We start from the raw sequence: 19,691 nt of genomic DNA, 5'->3' as shown, positions 1-19,691 counted from the left end.
GGGACGCGGTGCGACGAATTTCTCGGGGGCGGGTCCAGCAGTAGACGGCAACGGCTCGGCGGATAGGGGCGCTTTCGATGACACCCACGCTCGTACGGCAGCACCACCGACTTCACCCCGCTTCCCCATCCCGACAGAGCGCGGGCGCGCGCGCCCGCGACTGGGCGGAGATCCAGGAGCGCATGCTGGTGCCGCTCTACGAGGCCGTCTACGCACGGCTGGAGGTGGGCACCCGTACGCGCCTGCTCGGGCTGGGCTGCGGCTCCGGCCTCGCCCTGCTCATGGCGGCCGCCCGGGGCGCGTTCGTCACCGGTACGGACGCCGATCCCGAGCGTCTCGCGCTGGCGCGCGAGCGTCTGCTGCCCGGCGACGACGACGGCTCGCGGCGCGACCGTGCGCGCCTGCTGGGCAGCGGCCCTGGGGAGGTCGCGGGCCGCGCCGGACAGGCGTTCAATCTCGTGACGGCGTTCGACCCGCACTCCTACGCCGCGGGCGACGTCGCCTCGGTGCTGGCGGAAGCGGCCGCCGTGGCGGAGCGGGGCAGCCCGGTCGTTCTGGCCGGGTGGGGGCCTGCCGAGCGGTGCGCCACGTCATCGGTGCTGCGCGTGGCGTCCCGGCTGGCCGAGCCGTCGTCCGGCGCCTCCCAGGTCCTGGACGGGGCCGGGGCGGCCGGCGGGTACTGGCGGCTGTGCGGAAGGGACGACCTGGAGGAGCTGGCGTACGAGGCTGGGCTGCGCCCCGACGGGTCGGGGCGGGTGGCCTGCCCCTTCGGCTACGCCGACGTGGACAGCGCGGTGCGGGGCCTGATGTCCACGGGCCTGTTCGACGCCGCCGTCGCGGCCACCGACGAGAAGCAGGTGGACAAGGAGCTGACCGAGGCGCTCCACCCGCATCTGCGCCGCGACGGCACGGTCTGGATGCCGAACGTCTTCAGGTACCTGATCGCGCGGGTGTAGCCGCGCGAACCCGCGCGACGGGCTACTTCGGGCCCAGCATGTCCTTGAACTCCGGGGGCAGCTCGAAGCCCTTCTCGTCCGGGGCCGGGCCGGGGAACCCGAGGGCGCCGCCCTGAGCCGCGGCTTTGCGCTGCGCAGCGGCCTGCTCCTCGGCCTTGCGCTTCATCGGGTTGCCGCTGCGCTGCTTGCCCTTGGCCTGCTTCTGCTTCTTCTTCGGCCGACCGGGGCCGCCACCCATGCCCGGCATACCGGGCATCCCCGGCATACCGCCGCCCTGTGCCATCCGCGACATCATCTTGCGCGCCTCGAAGAAGCGCTCCACGAGGTTCTTCACCGCACTGACGTCCACGCCGGAGCCCCGGGCGATACGGGCGCGCCGCGAGCCGTTGAGGATCGTCGGGTCCTGGCGCTCACCCGGGGTCATCGACTTGATGATCGCCGCGGTGCGGTCCACGTCCCGTTCGTCGAGGTTGTTGATCTGGTCCTTGATCTGGCCCATACCCGGCAGCATTCCGAGCAGCTTGGAGATGGAGCCCATCTTGCGGACCTGTTCCATCTGCGCCAGGAAGTCGTCGAGGGTGAACTCCTTGGGGCCCTTCGCCAGTTTGGCCGCCATCTTCTCGGCCTCGGCCTGGCTGAAGGTCTGCTCGGCCTTCTCGATCAGGCTCAGCATGTCGCCCATGCCGAGAATGCGGGACGCCATGCGGTCCGGGTGGAACGCGTCGAAGTCGTCCAGCTTCTCGCCGTTGGAGGCGAACATGATCTGGCGGCCGGTGACATGCGCGATGGACAGCGCGGCACCACCGCGGGCATCGCCGTCGAGCTTGGAGAGCACCACGCCGTCGAAGCCCACGCCGTCGCGGAACGCCTCGGCGGTGTTCACCGCGTCCTGGCCGATCATCGCGTCGACGATGAAGAGGATCTCGTCCGGGCTGATCGCGTCGCGGATGTCCGCGGCCTGCTGCATCATCTCGGCGTCGATACCGAGGCGGCCGGCGGTGTCGACGATCACCACGTCGTGCTGCTTGGTCCGGGCGAACTCGATCGAGTCCTTGGCGACCTGCACCGGGTCGCCGGAGCCGTTGCCCGCCTCCGGCGCGAAGACGGCGACACCCGCCCGCTCGGCGACCACGGCGAGCTGGTTCACGGCGTTGGGGCGCTGGAGGTCCGCGGCGACGAGCACCGGCTCGTGCCCCTGAGCCTTGAGCCAGCGGCCCAGCTTGCCGGCGAGGGTGGTCTTACCGGCGCCCTGCAGACCGGCGAGCATGATCACGGTCGGCGGGTTCTTGGCGAACCGCAGGTGGCGGGTCTCGCCGCCGAGGATGCCGATCAGCTCCTCGTTGACGATCTTGATGACCTGCTGCGCGGGGTTCAGCGCCTGCGAGACCTCGGCGCCGAGCGCCCTCGTCTTGACCTGCTTGATGAAGGCCCGTACGACCGGCAGTGCGACATCCGCCTCGAGCAGGGCGATACGGATCTCCCGCGCCGTGGCGTCGATATCCGCCTCGGACAGGCGGCCCTTGCCCCGGAGGCTCTTGAAGGTGCTCGCCAGGCGGTCGGAAAGGGTATCGAACACGGCGTCGTCGATCCTCAAGGTCGGGGGCGGAGACAATTGCCCTCCAGGGTATCCGCCCCGGCAAGTAATCCGTCCCTGCCCGCCGGAGCAACGGGCGGGGGCGGATCTCCCCGCGTGCGCGGGGGCTCACGTGACCGCACTCGGCGCGAAGGCCGTGGATGCCGGATCATCCACGCGCCTGCGGGGGCGACATGTTCAACGTTGACCGCGGGGACAAGGGTTTCTCCCCTCCGGTCCTGCTAGCGCAGCGCGTCCTCGACGGCCCGGGCGACCTCCGCCGCCTGTGTGCCCGGCAGCGCCGCACCCTGGGCGTCTGTGACGTAGAAGGCATCCACGGCGTTCGCGCCGAGCGTGCTGACATGGGCGCTGCGCACCCGGACTCGGGCGCCGTCCAGGGCCCGGCCAATGCGGTGCAGCAGCCCGGGTGCGTCCTGGGCACGTACCTCGATGACCGTGGCGTGCCGGGAGGCCGCCGCGGCGACGGTCACCCGGGGCGGCGGGGGCTGTACGCCACGTCGGCGCGGGTAGGCCGCTTCGCGCTCCGCCAGCCGGGCCGGGATGTCGAGCGTGCCGTTCAGCGCACGGACCAGGTCGCTCCGCAACCGGGCCGCCTGCGGCAGCGAGCCGTACTCGGCGGCCACGCGCCAGCTCAGGAGCAGCACGCCCGTGCCGCCCGGATCCGAGCCGCCCGATGCCGTTGCTCCACGATCGGCCGGCGCGGCCCGATCGGCCACGGCCTGCGCCCCGACTAGTGGCGTCGGCAGCTCGACGGCTCGCAGATCCGCCGCCCGTACGGTCAGTCGGTGCATCGCCAGCACCCCGGCCACCGCAGGGAGCACTCCCGGTTGGTCGGGGATCGCGATGAGCAGCTCCACGCCGACCGGCTCCGAGCCGGCGGCCGCTGCTCCGTCGCCCGCACCGCCGACCAGCCCGCCGGCTCCTTCCTCGCCGGGCAGGGCGGGCTCGGTCTGGGCGCGGAGGGCGAGCACGGGCCCGCCGGTGCGCACTGCCTCGACCGCGAGTCGTTCCTGTTCGGCAGTGGGGGCAGGCGCGGCGGCGTCCTCCACCGGTTCGCCCGTGAGCACCGCGGCGACCCGTTTCACCAGGTCGGCCACCAGGGAGCCGCGCCACGCGCTCCAGGCGGCCGGACCGGTGGCCAGCGCGTCGGCCTCGGTCAGGGCGTGCAGCAACTCGAGGGTCGAGGTGCTGCCGACGGCCTCGGCCACCGAGCGGACCGTCGCCGGGTCGTCCAGGTCGCGCCGGGTCGCCGTCTCGGCGAGCAGCAGGTGGTGCCGTACGAGCGCGGCGATGACCGACACATCCGTACGGTCGAAGCCGATCCGGGACGCGACGTCGCGCGCGATGACCTCGCCCGCGACCGAGTGGTCGCCCGGCCAGCCCTTGCCGATGTCGTGCAGCAGTGCCGCGATCAGCAGCAGGTCGGGGCGGCTGACCCGGCGGCTCCGCGCACTGGCGCGCACCGCCGTCTCGACGAGGTGCCGGTCGACGGTCCAGCGGTGGACGGGGTTGCGCTGCGGGCGGCAGCGGACCCGCTCCCAGTCCGGCAGCAGCCGCGTGATCAGTCCCTCGGCCTCCAGGGCCTCCCACACGGGAACGGTGGGGGCACCGGCGCCCAGCAGGGTCACGAGCAGTTCCCTGGCCTCGGCGGGCCACGGTACGGGCAGGGGGCGCGCGGCCGCAGCCATGCGCCGTACCGCGTGCAGCGAGAGCGGCAGTCCGGCCTGCGCCGCCGCGGCGGCCGCCCGCAGGGGGAGCACGAAGTCGCGTTCGGGGCGCGCGGTACGGGCCAGCACCACCTCGCCGTCCTGCTCCACGACGCCCTCGGCGAGGGGGATGCGCTCGGGGCCCTCCCCCGCAGAGCGGCCCCCTCGTCCTGCCAGCAGCCCTCGCAGGCGGGGCCGCTTCGAGCGGGCCCGCAGCACCCGTCCGACCTCGCGCCAGGTCACGTCTTCGGCGTACGAGACGGTGCGCGCGGCCTCGTACACCTCGCGCAGCAGCGCGTCCGCGTCCAACAGGCCGAGCTGCTCAGCCACTTGGTCCTGTTCCTGAAGCGCCAGCCGGTCCGTGGCGCGACCGGTGGCCAGGTGCAGTGCGTCGCGAGCGTCCAGGAGGCGCCGCCGGGCCTGCTCCAGGCCTTCTCGCGGCGCGTCGGCCAGCCAGGAGGCGGCGACGGCCCGCAGCGCGGTCACATCGCGCAGCCCGCCCCGGGCCTCCTTGAGGTCCGGCTCCAGCAGGAACTGCAACTCGCCCTGCCGGTCAGCTCGTTCCTGGCACAGCTCGTGCAGCTCCGGCAGCCGTTTCGGCGCCTGATTGCGCCAGTCGGCCAGCACCGTCGTCCGCAGCCCCGCCGTCAGCCCGGCGTCGCCCGCGATGTGCCGGGCGTCGAGCAGCCCCAGCTGCACCTTGAGATCCTCGCCCGCCGTCTTCCGTGCCTCGGCCGGGGTGCGGACGGAGTGGTCTAGGGCGAGCCCGAGGTCCCACACCGGGTACCAGACCCGGTCGGCGAGCGAGGACACCGCGACGGCGTCCGCCGCCCCGTCGTGCAGCAGCAGTAGATCGAGATCGCTGCGCGGGGAAAGCTCGCCCCGGCCGTACCCGCCGACGGCCACCAGGGAGACACCGCGCACCCCGGCGGCCGAGGCCGCGCCCGTGATCAGCGCGGACAGCCACTCGTCGGTGAGTCTGGCCAGTCCGGCACGGCGCGGCGGCCCGGACTGCGCCCCCTCCTGGAGGAGTCGCAGCCGGGCCGCCGCGTAGCCGCTGGGTCCCGAGTCGGACGCTTCCTGCTCGTCTTTCTGCTCGTCGAGGCTTTCCGCTGTCACTCGGGCTCCCTGCTTGTCGTCGTCGGTCAGAGCGCGTCGGGGCCGCGCTCACCGGTCCGGACGCGGACCGCCGACTCGACCGGAATGCTCCACACCTTGCCGTCGCCGATCTTGCCGGTCCGGGCCGCCTTCACGATCACATCGATCAGCTGCTCGGCTTCGGCGTCCTCGACCAGCACCTCGATACGGATCTTCGGCACCAGGTCCACGGTGTACTCCGCGCCACGGTAGACCTCGGTGTGACCACGCTGCCGCCCGTAGCCGCTCGCCTCGGTGACCGTCAGACCCTGGACACCGAAGGCCTGCAGAGCCTCCTTGATCTCGTCGAGCCGGTGCGGCTTCACGACCGCCGTGATGAGCTTCATGCGTCCACCTTCTTGTTCTCCGCCGCGTCAGCGGCGGGCGCGTCCTGGTTCGGGCCGGGCACGGCCGTCCGCGAGGCCGCACCACCGCCGGCCCCGCTGAAGTCGTACGCGGTCTCGGCGTGCTCGACCTGGTCGACACCGGCGATCTCGTCGTCCTCGGAGACCCGCATGCCGATCGTCTTGTCGACGAGGAAGGCGAGGACCGCGGAGGCGATCAGAGAGTACGCGAGGACCGCGCCGACACCGGCGAGCTGCTTCCACAACTGGTCGAACGTGTGGTCGCCGTAAAGGACGCCCGCCGCATCGGACTGGCCGCCACCGGTGGCGAAGAAGCCGATGAGGATGGAGCCGACGACACCGCCGACCAGGTGGACGCCGACGACGTCGAGGGAGTCGTCGTAGCCGAACTTGTACTTGAGGCCGACGGCCATGGCGCAGAGCAGACCGGCGATGGCGCCGACGGCGATCGCGCCGAGCGGGCTGACCGAGCCGCCGGACGGGGTGATGGCGACCAGGCCGGCGACCGCACCGGAGGCGGCGCCGAGCGTGGTGAACGCGCCGTGGCGGATCTTCTCGTAGGCGAGCCAGGCGAGCATGGCGGCAGCGGTGGCGATCTGCGTGTTGATGAACATCAGCGCGCCGACGCCGTCGTCGTTGCCGAGCCACGAACCGGCGTTGAAGCCGAACCAGCCGAACCACAGGAGCCCGGCGCCCAGCATCACCAGCGGCAGGCTGTGCGGCCGCATCGGGTCCTTCTTGAACCCGATCCGCTTGCCGATGACCAGGATCACACCGAGGGCCGCCGCACCGGCGTTGATGTGGACCGCCGTACCACCGGCGAAGTCGATCACGCCGAGCTCGAAGGCCCAGCCGCCGGCGCCCCACACCCAGTGCGCGACCGGGAAGTACACGACCGTCACCCAGAGCGCGATGAACAGCGCCCAGGCGGTGAACTTCACTCGGTCGGCAAGAGCGCCGCTGATCAGCGCGGGCGTGATGATGGCGAACATCAGCTGGAAAACGGCGAACACATAGACCGGGATGGTGTAGCCGTCCCAGAGCTGGGTGAGGCCTAGCCCACTCAGCCCGACGTAGTCGCCGGACCAGCCGATGATGCCGCCGGAGTCGGTACCGAAGGCGAGGCTGAAGCCGTACAGCACCCACAGAATGGTGACGATTCCCAGGCTGATGAAGCTCATCATCAGCATGTTGAGGGTGCTCTTGACTCGAACCATGCCTCCGTAGAAGAAGGCCAGGCCCGGCGTCATGAGCATCACCAAGGCGGAGCAGATGAGCATGAACCCGGTATTGGCGGCAGACAGCTCAGGAGCTTCTGCGGCAAGCGTCGTGATGCCTGGGGGCATCGGCGTCTCCTCGTCGTCGTGCGGCCCGTGCGGGCGGAGCCTGTGCGGTAGGGGGGTGGGCAGGTTTTCGCCACGAGATTCGCGCAGGCCGGTTTCAGTCGATGCCGCACGGTGTTTCGCGGCCGTGACGAACGACGCACGTGTGTTACGTGCAGATGAACTGGCGGTGGGCCGCGCGGGGCCCGGATACGCTGCCGCGGCCTCCCCTGGCCGCCACGACCGGAGCCGATGCGCCGACCTCGACGGCGGCCGTACTCATACGGCCTGGACGGTCTCCAGGGGGTCGGGAAGGTGGAGGGCCAGCTGCTCGGTGATGTGGCCGACCTCCGCCACATCACCGAAGGATCGGGCCGCGTTGTCGACGGTCTTGCGCAGGCGGGTGTTCACCCGCTCCGAACGCACCCGCCGGGCGATGTCCAGAGCCTTTTCCGCCAAGGCGGCGGACTGCTCCGGCTCCCGCTTGAGCAGGTGGACCGTGGCCATGCCGATGAGATTCAACGCATACGACCGCTGGTGCACCTCGTCCTGACCGAAGAGCTCGACCGCCTTCTGCATCGCGGGCTCGGCCAGCGAGGCGTACGTCGGGCTGCGCCCGGCCACGTAGGCCAGGTCGCGGTAGGAGTGGGCGTTCTCGGCATTGAGCTCGGCCTCGGAGAAGAAGCCGATCCAGTCCGGGTCGCTGTCCGAGCGGGAGATGTCGGCGAAGGCGTCCTCGGCCATCCTGACGGCCCGGTGGCATTTGTTGGGCTGGCCCATGTTGGCGTAGGCGCGAGCCTCCATCGCATACAGCATCGACTGGGTCCGGGGCGTCGAGCAGTCCCGGCTGCCGTACTGCGCGAGGTGGAGCAGCTCCAGGGCGTCGTCCGGCCGCCCGAGGTGAATCATCTGGCGGCTCATGTCGGACAGGACGTACGAGCCCAGCGGCTTGTCGCCGGCCTCCTTCGCCGCGTGCAGGGCCAGGACGAAGTATTTCTGGGCCGTGGGCTGGAGCCCGATGTCGTAGCTCATCCAGCCGGCCAGTTCGGCGAGCTCGGCGGCGACCGAGAACAGACGCTGGGACACCGCTGCCGGCTGCGGCTCCTGCAGCAGGTCGGTGACCTCGTGCAGCTGGCCCACCACGGCCTTGCGGCGCAGTCCGCCGCCGCACTGGGCGTCCCACTGCCGGAACATCACCGTGGTGGCCTCCAGCAGCTCCAGCTCGGGGCCGGAGAGCCGGGCACCGCGCCGCGCACCGGACTGGACGGACGGCTTCGCGGCCATCGGCCCGCCCGCCATCTGCGTGGGCACCAGCCAGCGCTGCATCGGCTCGATGAGGGCCGGGCCGGCCGCGAGGGCGAGAGAAGTGCCCAGGAAGCCCCGCCGCGCCAGCATCAGATCGCTCCGCGAGAACTCGCTGATCAGGGCGACGGTCTGGGGACCGGCCCACGGAAGGTCGATGCCGGACACCGAGGGGGACTGGTGCGCGGTGCGCAGCCCGAGATCCTCGATCGCCACGACACAGCCGAAGCGCTCGGAGAACAGCTCCGAGAGGATCCGCGGAATCGGCTCCCGGGGCTGCTCGCCGTCCAGCCAGCGGCGCACCCGCGAGGTGTCCGTGCTGATGTGGTGCGCGCCCATCTGGCGGGCTCGGCGGTTGACTTGGCGCGCCAGCTCGCCCTTCGACCAGCCGCTGCGGACGAACCACGACCGCAGCTGCTCGTTGGGGTGCTTGTCAGCGCTGGTGACGCCGCCGCTGCTGCCGCCCACTGGAACGCCCCCATCCCGACCTTGATGCCGTGTGTGCGAACCGCCTCCAGAATGCCGCCCTCCGCGGCCTCCTGTCCCATGAAGTGCCGTGCGGATCGGGCGAACAGACGGGGTGTCATGCCTCAGGCATACCCAACTGCGGTAGCACTCACGGGGGTTCGTGCACTGAAAGTAATCCTACGATCACTGCCCATGCGAGTCGGTTCCCGGAAACGCCACCATTCGCCACCCCTTCGAATGAACTCCATCACAGCTCTTCGCGATTCACTTGACATGGGAGGACGAGCGCGGGGCGAAGTGATGTGCACAGGGGCGCGCACGCCGATGTGCACCACCCGCCGCGACTCAGCACACCGCCCGGACCGCCGGGCAACAGCGGACGGTTACGTCAAGACTCCAAGACGTAACCATCAGCGACTGCAACCCGTTGGAGGGAGCATGGGCTTCACGATCGGCGGCCTGCGCGACTTGCGGTCCGGCCCGCGACGGCGCGGCCGTGCGTCCGAGTGCACGGCGGTGGCGGAGTACGCCGGCTTGTGGGGGTGGGACGTGGCCCCCGGCGCCCGGGCGAAGCGCGGAGCGGGCGACGGCGCGGGCCAGTGCTCGTGCGGCGCCGCGGACTGCCCCGCCCCCGGCGCCCATCCACTGAGTTTCGCCCCCGAAGTGAAGGCCGGTGCCACGCTCGACGAGGTCACCGCGGCCTGGGCGGAGGTGCCGGGCGCGGCGGTCCTCCTTCCGACAGGCCGGTCGTTCGACGTCATCGAGGTCGCCGAGACCGCGGGGCGGCACGCACTTGTGCGCCTCGAACGCATGGGCCTGCCGCTCGGGCCGGTCGCGGCGACGCCGCACGGGCGCGCGCAGTTCCTCGTCGCCCCCGGCGCCGCCGACGAGCTGCCCGCCCTGTTGTACCGGATGGGCTGGGACGACGCCCGGCTGGATCTCCAGGGGATCGGCGCGGGGGAGCACATCACAGCCCCGCCCTCCGACCTTGCGGGCCTGGGCCCCGTGCGCTGGCTCCGCCCGCCGGCACTGGACACCGCGTGCAGCCCTCCGGAGGCCCGGCTCCTGGTGGGTACGCTTGCGTACGTCTGCCACCGAGCGGCACCTTTTTGCGGCTAAGCCGCCGCCGCTCTCGCGGACTTGGTGGCTCGCCGTAGGGGTGACTCAATTGAGGGTTGCTCTGCGAACCACGCGCGACTGAGCCTGCCGGTTGCTGAGCGGTCGGCAACCGTGGTTGCCGACCACGGCGCCGCGGTCGGCCTCAGTCGCCGATCAGGGCGTCGACGAACGCCTCCGGCTCGAACGGAGCCAGGTCGTCCGCCCCCTCGCCCAGGCCGACCAGTTTCACCGGCACGCCCAGCTCGCGCTGCACCGCCACGACGATGCCGCCCTTCGCGGTGCCGTCCAGCTTGGTCAGCACGATCCCGGAGATGTCCACGACCTCGGCGAAGACCCGCGCCTGCACCAGACCGTTCTGGCCGGTGGTGGCATCCAGGACCAGGAGCACCTCGTCGAGCGGCCCGTGCTTCTCGACGACCCGCTTCACCTTGCCCAGCTCGTCCATCAGGCCGGTCTTGGTGTGCAGGCGGCCGGCGGTGTCGATGAGAACGACATCCGCCCCCTCGGCGATGCCCTCCTTCACCGCGTCGTAGGCGACGGAAGCCGGATCGCCGCCTTCGGGGCCACGAACCGTGCGCGCCCCGACGCGCTCGCCCCAGGTCTGAAGCTGATCGGTGGCAGCGGCGCGGAAGGTGTCGGCCGCGCCGAGCACCACGCTGCGCCCGTCGGCGATGAGCACCCGCGCAAGCTTGCCGGTCGTGGTGGTCTTGCCGGTGCCGTTGACGCCGACGACCATCACGACGCCGGGGACGTCCAAACCGCCGTCGGTTCGCAGCGACCGGTCCACATCCGTGCCGATGAGCTGCAGCAGCTCCTCGCGCAGCAGGCCGCGCAGCTCTTCGGTCGTACGGGTGCCGAGCACCCTCACCCGCTCGCGCAGCCGCTCGACCAGCTCCTGGGTCGGCGCCACACCGACATCGGCGGTCAGCAGCGTGTCCTCGACCTCCTCCCAGGTCTCCTCGTCGAGGTGCTCCCGGGAGAGCAGGGTGAGCAGCCCCTTGCCCAGCGAGGTCTGGGAGCGGGAGAGCCGGGCTCGCAGACGTACGAGCCGGCCCGCCGTCGGCTCCGGGACCTCGACCGGCGGAACCGGCTCGGTGACGACCGGTGCTTCCGCTTCGGGGACCACCGTGGCCTGGGCCTCGGGCAGGCCGACTTCTTCGATGATGCGGCGCGGCTCTTCGCGCGGCGTCTCGGCTTCCTCGCCGACGTGCGGCTCGGCGGGCGGGGCGGTGATGGTCGGTGTACTCGACGGCTCGGAAGGCGGCAGCTGCTTCTTTCTGCGGCTGCTGACCAGGAGACCGGTGACCGCACCGACCGCGACCAGGGCGATGACTACAGCAAGGATGACGATTTCCATAACGCCCCCAGTATCAGTCACCCCGGGGGCTTCCCCACGACTCCGCCCCGGATTCCGCATGCCCCCCACGCGTCCAGCGGCGCTCCCGGCAGGACGACGGCACCGGATGCCGTCCGTGTCGTGATCATGCACATCGCCTGCGCCGGCGCCGCAGGGGTCGACATATCTCTTCAGCGCCTTCACCGCCGCGGCCGGACCCCTATTCACCTGACGCTGCGTCAGCTAACGTCCAAGACTCGTCCACGGCGACGTCACGCCCGGCGAAGGGGGATTGCAGCCATGCCCGTCACCGTCGTCCGCTTCAACCTCGTCGACCCCGCCCCCACGCCCGAGTCCCTCTCCCACCGCTACCGCTCGGCCCTGGAGATGGCGGCCTACGCCGACGACCTCGGCATCACCACCGTCCAGACCGAGGAGCACCACGGAGCGGAGAACGGCTGGCTGCCCTCACCCCTGGCGTTCGCGGGCGCGGTTTTCGGCGCAACGCGCCGCCTCTCCGTGACCGTCTCCGCCCTGATCGCGCCGCTCTACGACCCGCTGCGGCTGGCCGAGGAGCTGGCCGTACTGGACCTCACCAGCGGTGGACGGCTGGTGACCGTCGCGGGCATCGGCTACCGGCCGGAGGAGTACGCGGCGCACGGCCGCGACTGGCATCGGCGCGGCCGGCTCCAGGACGAAACGCTGGAGACACTGCTCAAGGCCTGGACCGGCGAGCCGTTCGACTTCCACGGCCGCAGGGTCCGCGTGACCCCGCGCCCGTACACCCGGCCGCACCCGCTGCTGCTGGTCGGCGGCTCCTCGCGGGCGGCCGCCCGCCGCGCCGCGCGGCTGGGCCTGCCCTTCTTCCCCAGCGCCCACCTGCCGGAGCTCGAGGCGCACTACCACGCCTGCCGCGAGGAGTACGGGACCGAGGGCTGGTGCATGATGCCGCCGGCACAGACGCCGCTGCTGCATGTCGCGGAGGACCCGGACCGGGCCTGGGCGCTCTACGGGAAGCACCTGCTGCACGAGGCGCGCACGTACGCCTCGTGGCAGTCCGGTGCCGCCATGCGCTCCGCTGTGCGCTCCCGGGCGCGCGACGTCGAGGAGCTGCGCCGTGAGGGCGTCTACCGGATCCTCGACCCGGACGCGTGTGTGGACTTCGCGGCGTCGGCGGGCGGGGCGGGGAGCCTGGTACTGCATCCGCTGTGCGGCGGGCTGCCGGTGGACGAAGGGTGGCGCAGCCTGCACCTGTTCGGTGAGAAGGTGCTGCCCCGGCTCGAGACCTGAGGGGCCTGAACCGGGGCAGTTCCTGCCGTGAGGAGAGGGGCTCAGCGGGGGGAAGTCAGCCCATCTCCTCCAACGCCTTGCCCTTGGTCTCCGGCACCCAGGCGAGGATGAACGGGACCGAGAGCGCGGCGAAGACGGTGTAGATCACATAGGCGCCCGAGAGGTTCCAGTCGGAGAGACTCGGGAAGGTCACGGTGATCAGCCAGTTGGCCACCCACTGGGCGGAGGCCGCCACACCCAGCGCCGCGGCGCGGATCTTGTTGGGGAACATCTCGCCGAGCAGGACCCAGACGACCACGCCCCAGGACAGGGCGAAGAAGAGCACGAAGGAGTGCGCCGCACCGAGGGCCACGGTGCCCTGGAGGTCGGGCAGGGAGATGTTCGCACCGGTGCCGGTCTTGTACGAAAAGGCCCAGGCGGCCAGGCCGAGGGAGACCGCCATGCCCACGGAACCGATGAGGGCGAGCGGCTTGCGGCCGATCCGGTCGACGAAGACCATCGCGATCACGGTGCCCGCGATGTTGATGATCGACGTGGTGAAGGAGTAGAAGAACGAGCTGCTCGGGTCGATGCCGACGGACTGCCACAGCGACGACGAGTAGTAGAAGATCACGTTGATGCCGACGAGCTGCTGGAAGACCGACAGGCCGATGCCCGTCCAGACGATCGGCAGCAGGCCGAACCGGCCGCCAAGCAGGTCCCGGAAGGTCGACCTGTGCTCGCTGCGCATCGCGGTCTCGATCTCGCTGACCCGGAGGTCGAGGTCGACCTCCCTGCCCTCGACGTCGTGGAGCACCCGCCTTGCCTGGTCGGTACGGCCGACCGAGATCAGGTAGCGGGGGGACTCGGGGATCGCGAAGGAAAGCAGCCCGTAGAGGACCGCGGGGACCACCATCACGCCGAGCATCCACTGCCAGGCCTCGAGTCCAGCGATCACCCCGCGCTGGTCGCCGTCGGCCAGCTTCAGCACGCCCCAGTTGACGAGCTGGGACACGGCGATGCCGATGACGATGGCGGCCTGCTGGAAGGACGCGAGCCGGCCGCGGTACGTCGGCGGGGCCACCTCGGCGATGTAGGCCGGGCCGATGACCGAGGCCATGCCGATGGCGACACCGCCGAGGACCCGCCACGCGGCGAGGTCCCAGAGCGCGAAGGGCACGGCGGAGCCGACGGCGCTCACGGTGAAGAGCACCGCGGCGATCTGCATGACGCGGATGCGGCCGATGCGGTCGGCGACCCGGCCGGCGGTGGCGGCGCCGACGGCACAGCCGATGAGGGCGGCGGCGATCACCTGGGCGAGGGCTTCCGGGCCGACGCCAAACCTGCCGCGGACGGCCTCGACGGCACCGTTGATCACGGAACTGTCGTAGCCGAAGAGGAAGCCGCCCATGGCTGCGGCGGCGGTGATGAACACAACGTGGCCGAGGTGCTCGGGACGGGCCTTACGGCCCTCCGTGACCGGTGGCTGCGCGGTGGTGGTCAACGTGTACTCCTTGGCCCGGCCTGGTCGGCGGGCATGGGGGCAGACTCTTCGCGTGGCGCATGGCGTAAGAAATCGCCCCACCACTTGAAGGTAAAGGCAACGCTGCAGACCCTATTCATTCAAGCTTCTAAGTCAACAGGGCGGAAGCAGCGAGTTGGTGGCACTCCCCCAAAGAGGCTGGTTCAAAACTTGGAGTTGATCAACGAAGCCGCTGGCTGATGACCTTGGAGACGCCGTCGCCCTGCATGGACACGCCGTACAGCGAGTCCGCGACCTCCATCGTCCGCTTCTGGTGGGTGATCACGATCAGCTGGGAGCTCTCCTGCAGCTCCTCCATGATCCGGATCAGCCGCTGCAGATTGGTGTCGTCCAGTGCCGCCTCGACCTCGTCCATGACGTAGAACGGGCTCGGCCGCGCCTTGAAGATCGACACCAGCATCGCCACCGCCGTCAGGGATCGCTCACCACCCGACAGCAGCGACAGTCGCTTCACCTTCTTGCCCGGCGGACGGGCCTCGACGTCAACGCCCGTGGTGAGCATGTTGTCGGGATCGGTGAGCACCAGACGTCCCTCGCCACCGGGGAAGAGCCGGGCGAAGACCCCCTCGAACTCGCGGGCCGTGTCCCGGTACGCCTCGGTGAAGACCTGCTCGACCCGTTCGTCGACCTCCTTGACCACCTGCAGCAAGTCGGCACGGGTCTTCTTCAGGTCCTCCAGCTGCTCGGTGAGGAACTTGTGGCGCTCCTCCAGCGCGGCGAACTCTTCGAGTGCCAGCGGGTTGACCTTGCCGAGCTGCTGGTAGGCGCGCTCGGCGGCCTTGAGCCGCTTCTCCTGCTGGGCGCGGACGTACGGCACGGGCTGGTTGCGCGGGTGCTCGGGGTCCTCCGGCAACTCCTCGCCCTCGGCGGGCGGGGAGGGCGGTACGAGCTGATCCGGCCCGTACTCGGCGACCAGGCCGGCCGGTTCGACACCCAGCTCTTCCAGGGCCTTCGTCTCCAACTGCTCGATCCGCAGCCGCTTCTCGGCCCCCAGCACCTCACCCCGGTGCACCGAGTCGGTCAGCTTGTCCAGCTCGGCCTTGAGGTCCCGCCCCTGGTTGCGCTCGGCCACCAGCTCCTGCTCGCGCTCGGCCTTCGCCCGCTCGGCCGCGGCACGCTCCTCCTCGGCCCGTACGAGGGACACCTCGACGTGGGCCAGCAGCTGGCGGGCACCGTCCGCGACGGCCGACGCTACGACGGCCTCGTGGCGCAGTCGGGCGCGGCGCTGTTCCGCGCGCGCCCGTGCCTCGCGCTCGGCGCGCGCCGCACGGTCGAGCCCGTCCGCCCGCCCCGCGAGCCCCTTGACCCGCTCCTCATGCGTACGGACCTGGAGCCGTGCCTCCATCTCCGTCTGCCGGGCATTGGCGCCGTCGGCGGCGAGCCGGTCCCGTACGGAGGTGTCCGGCTCCTCCTCCCCCGGAGCCTCCTCGGCGGTCCGCAGTCGCTCCGCCAGCTCCTCGACGTCCTCGTTCGCCCGTACGAGCGCTTCCTCGGCTTTTGCGGCGGCCGCGGTCATCCGCTCGGCCTCTCCCGCGGCGGCGCGTGCCTGTCCGGCGAGCCTGCCCAGGGACTGGGCGACCGAGGACTTCTCCCGGTCCGCCGCCCGTCGCCGCTCCCCCAGCTCCTCGACGAGCGCCGCGCACGCGGTGCGCCGCTCCCCCGCCCGGTGCTGCGCCTCGGCCAGTTCCTCGCACCGTACGGCCAGTTCCTCGAGCTCGGCAGCGGCCTCGTCGACCGACGCCTGCACCTCCAGCAGGCTCGGCACCCCGGCGGAGCCGCCATGCGCGAAGTGCACGCCGAGCAGGTCGCCCTCGGCGGTGACGGCGACGAGCTCCGGCCGCGCAGCGACCAGATCCTCGGCGTCCTCCAGCGTCCCGACCACCACGATGTCGCGCAGCAGCCGCCGTACGGCGGGCATGAGCTCGGCGGGCCCGGAGACGAGATCAGCGGCGTACGGGAAGCCCTCGCCGGCCTGCCGCGCGACGGCCCGCTGCCCGGGAACGGCACCTGCGCCGACCGCGGACTCGCCACCGTGGCGGGCCGCATTATCGGCACCCCCAGAGGGCCCACCGCGGCCGTCCGCCCCCGGCTGGGCGCCGTGCGTGTCCAGGCCGGCGGGCGCGCGGTGGGTGTCCGTCCACTGCGAAGGCACAGCTGGGGCGACCGGCCCCGCGCCGCCGCCACGGGAGTCGTCGGGTCCCGCACCGAGGGCACCGACCTCGCCGCCGCCGCTCGCCGCCTGCGAGCCGCCGTCCAGAGCACGCTGGGCGAGTGCCTCGTCATTCGGCGTCGCCGGGGCGGCGGTTGCGTCCTGCCCACGGCCGGGGTCCACGGCACCCGTCGGCGCGGCGCCACCCTCCGTACGGTCCACGACCGAGTGGGCGACCACGCCGGTGGGGCCATCGGCATCCGCGCGCCACTGCCCACTTGGCGTGCCTTCCGGTACGGGTGCCTCCGGGATCGAAGCCGCCTCGGCAACGGCTGTGGCGCCGCCCGGGCGAGCGTCCGAGTCGGCTCCCGCCGTACGCCTGGGGAAGGACGCGAGCTCCTCGGCACCGGCGGCACTCGGATCCGCCGACGGGCCGGGCGCGTTCTCGCCTGCGCCCGTTGCCGGACCGGGCACGCCGACCTTTGCAGCATCGAAGGCGTCCGCCGCTCCGCCGAGCAGTATGGCCGCGCGGCCCGCATCCTGCTTACGCAGGAGGCGGAGGGCGTCGGCCGCCGTGGACGGGTCGGTGACGGCGATCGCGTCGGCCGCGGCACCCAGGGCCGCGGCCAGCGGAACCTCGTAGCCCGCTGTCACGGTGAGCAGTTCGGCGGCGGGCCCCAGCAGGCCGGTGAGCCGGTCCGCGGCGCCGAGGAGAGCCCCCGTACCGTCCTTCCTGCGCAGCCCCATGGCCAGCGCGTCATGGCGGGCGGAGGTGGCCGCCCGCTTGCGCTCGGCCGCGGTCGCGTCCTCCCGCGCGGCGGCCAGCGCGGCCTCGGCCTCGGCCAGCTCGCGCTTCGCCTGCTCGTGCCGGTCGGCCAGTTCCACGTCGCCCGCGTCGAGCCCGTCGACCTCGGCCTTGAGCTGCTCGTACTCCTCCTGCGCCGCGACTGCGCGCTCCTGCGCCTCGTCCCGCGCGGTGGCCAGCCGGTCGATCTCGGCCTGGGCAGAGGCCGCCCGGCTGCGAGCCGCGTTGACCTGGCCGTGCAGCCGTGCCAGGCCTTCGCGCCGATCGGCGATCGCGCGGGCGGCGTCCTTCAGCCGACGCTCCTCCAGCGCCAACTCGCGCTCCAGCTCCGCCCGGTGCATCACCGTGTCGTCCAGAGCCCGGCTCGCGGCCTCCAGAGCGGCCTCCAGCTCCGCCTCCTGTTCGCGGATCCGGGCCGCCTCGCGCTCCATGTCCTCCGGGTCGCGGCCCCGCCGCTCCTCCGTGGGCGCGGCGGTGGCGCTCTTCACCCGTGCGTCCGCCAGGCTGATCGTGCCGCGCACCCGCTCGGCCAGCTGGGACAGCTCGTACCAGGTCTGCTGTGCCCGCTGAAGCCGCGGGGTGAGAGCCCGTACCTCCTCCTCGAGCGCGGCCTCCCGCTGCAGCGCCGCCCGCAGTTCGGCCTCGGCTGCCTCCTTGCGCGCCTTCAGCGCCGCCTCGTCCGCGACTTCGCTGCGCAGCGCCTCGCGCAGGGTCACCAGGTCGTCGGCGAGCAGCCGGAGCCGGGCGTCGCGCAGATCGGCCTGGATGACGGCGGCCCGGCGGGCCACCGCGGCCTGCCGCCCGAGCGGCTTGAGCTGACGCCTCAGTTCGTCGGTGAGGTCCTGGACGCGGGCGAGGTTGGCCTGCATCGCGTCGAGCTTCCGCAGCGCCTTCTCCTTGCGCTTACGGTGTTTGAGGACGCCGGCCGCCTCCTCGATGAACGCCCGGCGTCCCATCGGGTCGGCGTGGAGTACGGAGTCGAGCTGGCCCTGCCCGACGATCACATGCATCTCGCGGCCGATGCCGGAGTCGGACAGCAGTTCCTGAATGTCCAGGAGCCGACAGGTGTCGCCGTTGATCTGGTACTCGCTGCCGCCGTTGCGGAACATGATCCGGGTAATCGTTACTTCGGCGTACTCGATCGGCAGCGCACCGTCGGAGTTGTCGATGGTGAGCGACACCTCGGCACGGCCCAGGGGTGGGCGGCCGGTGGTGCCGGCGAAGATGACGTCCTCCATCTTGCCGCCGCGCAGCGACTTCGCGCCCTGCTCGCCCATGACCCAGGACAGCGCGTCCACCACGTTCGACTTGCCCGAGCCGTTGGGACCCACGACGCAGGTGATGCCCGGCTCGAAACGCAGCGTCGTGGCCGAAGCGAAGGACTTGAACCCGCGCAGGGTCAGGCTCTTGAGGTGCACGCCGTCGGACTCTACCTTTGCGCTCGGGTTTCACCGGCGAGTTTCACCGGGGGAAACGCAGGGCACATCAGTCGGTAAGCGAGGCGCCCTGCGGAGGGCCGGGCGGAAAAGAAGAAGGGACGCCAAGGCGTCCCTTGCAGATTCTCAAGCGGCTGACGTGCAGCCCGACCGGCCTGCAGGCTGCGGTCAGGTGAGCGCAGGCTCCGCCTGGGGTACGTCGATGCTGTCGAGCAGCGAGTCACCGTGGTGCGCGGCAGCGGACAGCGCGTCGTTCTCGGCCTGCATCCGTACGAGCTCGGATTCGAGGTCCTGGACACGCTGCTGGAGCCGTCGCATCTCGGCGATGAGCCGCGGGTCGGAGCCGCCGACGTAACCGAGAAGCGCCTTTGCCATGATGGATGGTCCTCCACACTGAGTGACCGACCGAAGCGGTGTGGGTCGTGAGGGAAAAACGCACCCGCGTGTCTGCAAATCACCATTGTTCTCAGTGTCAAACAGGTCAGGTGCGTGGGGATTCCAGCGTCTCACCAAATGGTTAGACGGTCAACACGATCACACCCCGTATCCCCGGGCGGCCTGGGGCTCGCGACGGCCGGGGGCTCGGCGCAGCTCTCTTCAGGGTGCCCGCGGGGCGCGGAGATCATCCTTACGGTCGCAGCCTTCCATGAGCGCGCGTTCTTGGCAACCACCAGGTCATCCCAGCCGCGCGCACATGCCGCGAGCACCTTGGGGGCGCCGGTCGCCCCGTTCCGCGGGCTTGCGCGGCGCCGGATCAGCGGATCGCGAAGCCCTCGTAGCCGCCTCGCGGTGTGTCCCAGATCTCGGTCACGCCGTCCACCCGACCGGGCGTGTCGCCGTCGCGCAGCCACTCCAGCAGCCTTTCGCACCGCTCCCGAGGCCCCTCGGCCACCACCTGGACCCGACCGTCGGCCAGGTTCGAAGCGAATCCGGTCAGGCCGCCGATCTCGAGGGCGCTGGCCCGGGTGAACCAGCGGAAGCCGACACCCTGGACGCTGCCGCGCACCCAGGCCGTAATGCGGACCACTTCGGTCATGCGTGCACGTTAATCGACCACTTGCTCACAGAGCACTTCACCCCCATCCGTGATGCCGTACAGTCACCGAACAACGAGCTTCACCCAGACGAGTGAGGACCCACGCCGAGCATGCCGAGCATGTGGAGGAGACAGCGATGGGCCGCCA

At 71.5% G+C, this 19,691-nt stretch carries 13 protein-coding genes; 3 read left to right on the top strand and 10 right to left on the bottom strand.

Annotated features, from left to right (window positions below):
- Positions 1 to 77 precede the first annotated feature (77 nt).
- Positions 78 to 956: an SAM-dependent methyltransferase gene (locus tag ACTWQI_RS08955; RefSeq protein ID WP_443269168.1), complete on the top strand. Its 879-nt coding sequence runs from the start codon at positions 78 to 80 to the stop codon at positions 954 to 956.
- Between the two features lie 22 nt (positions 957 to 978).
- Here ACTWQI_RS08955 and ffh read toward each other — a convergent pair whose 3' ends face one another.
- From ffh to nsdA, 5 genes are all read right to left on the bottom strand, one after another.
- Complete coding sequence (gene ffh / locus ACTWQI_RS08950; protein ID WP_443269166.1) at positions 979 to 2,532, bottom strand: signal recognition particle protein; 1,554 nt, start codon at positions 2,530 to 2,532, stop codon at positions 979 to 981.
- Between the two features lie 239 nt (positions 2,533 to 2,771).
- On the bottom strand, positions 2,772 to 5,375 hold the full coding sequence (locus ACTWQI_RS08945; RefSeq protein ID WP_443269164.1) for a [protein-PII] uridylyltransferase: 2,604 nt from the start codon (positions 5,373 to 5,375) through the stop codon (positions 2,772 to 2,774).
- A 26-nt stretch (positions 5,376 to 5,401) separates the two neighbouring features.
- Positions 5,402 to 5,740, bottom strand: coding sequence for a P-II family nitrogen regulator (locus tag ACTWQI_RS08940; protein WP_443269162.1), 339 nt, complete (start codon positions 5,738 to 5,740; stop codon positions 5,402 to 5,404).
- Positions 5,737 to 7,104: an ammonium transporter gene (locus ACTWQI_RS08935; protein ID WP_443269160.1), complete on the bottom strand. Its 1,368-nt coding sequence runs from the start codon at positions 7,102 to 7,104 to the stop codon at positions 5,737 to 5,739. Before ACTWQI_RS08935 ends, ACTWQI_RS08940 begins: the two co-directional genes overlap by 4 nt.
- Positions 7,105 to 7,359: 255 nt before the next feature.
- Positions 7,360 to 8,850 carry a transcriptional repressor NsdA gene (nsdA, locus tag ACTWQI_RS08930; RefSeq protein ID WP_443269158.1) on the bottom strand — a complete coding sequence of 497 codons (1,491 nt, stop codon included), beginning with the start codon at positions 8,848 to 8,850 and terminating at the stop codon, positions 7,360 to 7,362.
- A 438-nt stretch (positions 8,851 to 9,288) separates the two neighbouring features.
- On the opposite strand from nsdA, the gene ACTWQI_RS08925 reads away from it, so the two are divergent.
- Positions 9,289 to 9,969 carry a bifunctional DNA primase/polymerase gene (locus tag ACTWQI_RS08925; protein WP_443269156.1) on the top strand — a complete coding sequence of 227 codons (681 nt, stop codon included), beginning with the start codon at positions 9,289 to 9,291 and terminating at the stop codon, positions 9,967 to 9,969.
- Between the two features lie 142 nt (positions 9,970 to 10,111).
- Here ACTWQI_RS08925 and ftsY read toward each other — a convergent pair whose 3' ends face one another.
- Positions 10,112 to 11,326 (bottom strand): signal recognition particle-docking protein FtsY, encoded by a 1,215-nt coding sequence (gene ftsY, locus ACTWQI_RS08920; RefSeq protein ID WP_443269154.1) that lies wholly within the window; start codon positions 11,324 to 11,326, stop codon positions 10,112 to 10,114.
- Between the two features lie 279 nt (positions 11,327 to 11,605).
- Between ftsY and ACTWQI_RS08915 the strand changes: the two genes are divergently transcribed.
- Positions 11,606 to 12,595 (top strand): LLM class flavin-dependent oxidoreductase, encoded by a 990-nt coding sequence (locus ACTWQI_RS08915; RefSeq protein ID WP_443269152.1) that lies wholly within the window; start codon positions 11,606 to 11,608, stop codon positions 12,593 to 12,595.
- Positions 12,596 to 12,650: 55 nt separating this feature from the next.
- On the opposite strand, the gene ACTWQI_RS08910 is transcribed toward ACTWQI_RS08915, so the two are convergent.
- The 4 genes from ACTWQI_RS08910 to ACTWQI_RS08895 all read right to left on the bottom strand — a co-directional run bounded on the left by ACTWQI_RS08910 (position 12,651) and on the right by ACTWQI_RS08895 (position 19,543).
- Positions 12,651 to 14,078, bottom strand: a complete 1,428-nt coding sequence (locus tag ACTWQI_RS08910) for a sugar porter family MFS transporter (protein ID WP_443269150.1) — start codon at positions 14,076 to 14,078, stop codon at positions 12,651 to 12,653.
- A 199-nt stretch (positions 14,079 to 14,277) separates the two neighbouring features.
- Positions 14,278 to 18,489 (bottom strand): chromosome segregation SMC family protein, encoded by a 4,212-nt coding sequence (locus tag ACTWQI_RS08905; RefSeq protein ID WP_443269148.1) that lies wholly within the window; start codon positions 18,487 to 18,489, stop codon positions 14,278 to 14,280.
- Between the two features lie 186 nt (positions 18,490 to 18,675).
- Positions 18,676 to 18,882, bottom strand: coding sequence for a hypothetical protein (locus tag ACTWQI_RS08900; RefSeq protein ID WP_443269146.1), 207 nt, complete (start codon positions 18,880 to 18,882; stop codon positions 18,676 to 18,678).
- A 379-nt stretch (positions 18,883 to 19,261) separates the two neighbouring features.
- Positions 19,262 to 19,543 carry an acylphosphatase gene (locus ACTWQI_RS08895; RefSeq protein WP_443269144.1) on the bottom strand — a complete coding sequence of 94 codons (282 nt, stop codon included), beginning with the start codon at positions 19,541 to 19,543 and terminating at the stop codon, positions 19,262 to 19,264.
- Positions 19,544 to 19,691 lie beyond the last annotated feature (148 nt).

The organism is Streptomyces sp. KR80 (assembly GCF_052245555.1).
In the GTDB taxonomy this organism is placed as follows: Bacteria; Actinomycetota; Actinomycetes; order Streptomycetales; family Streptomycetaceae; genus Streptomyces.
This window is presented reverse-complemented; position numbering and strand designations above follow the sequence as displayed.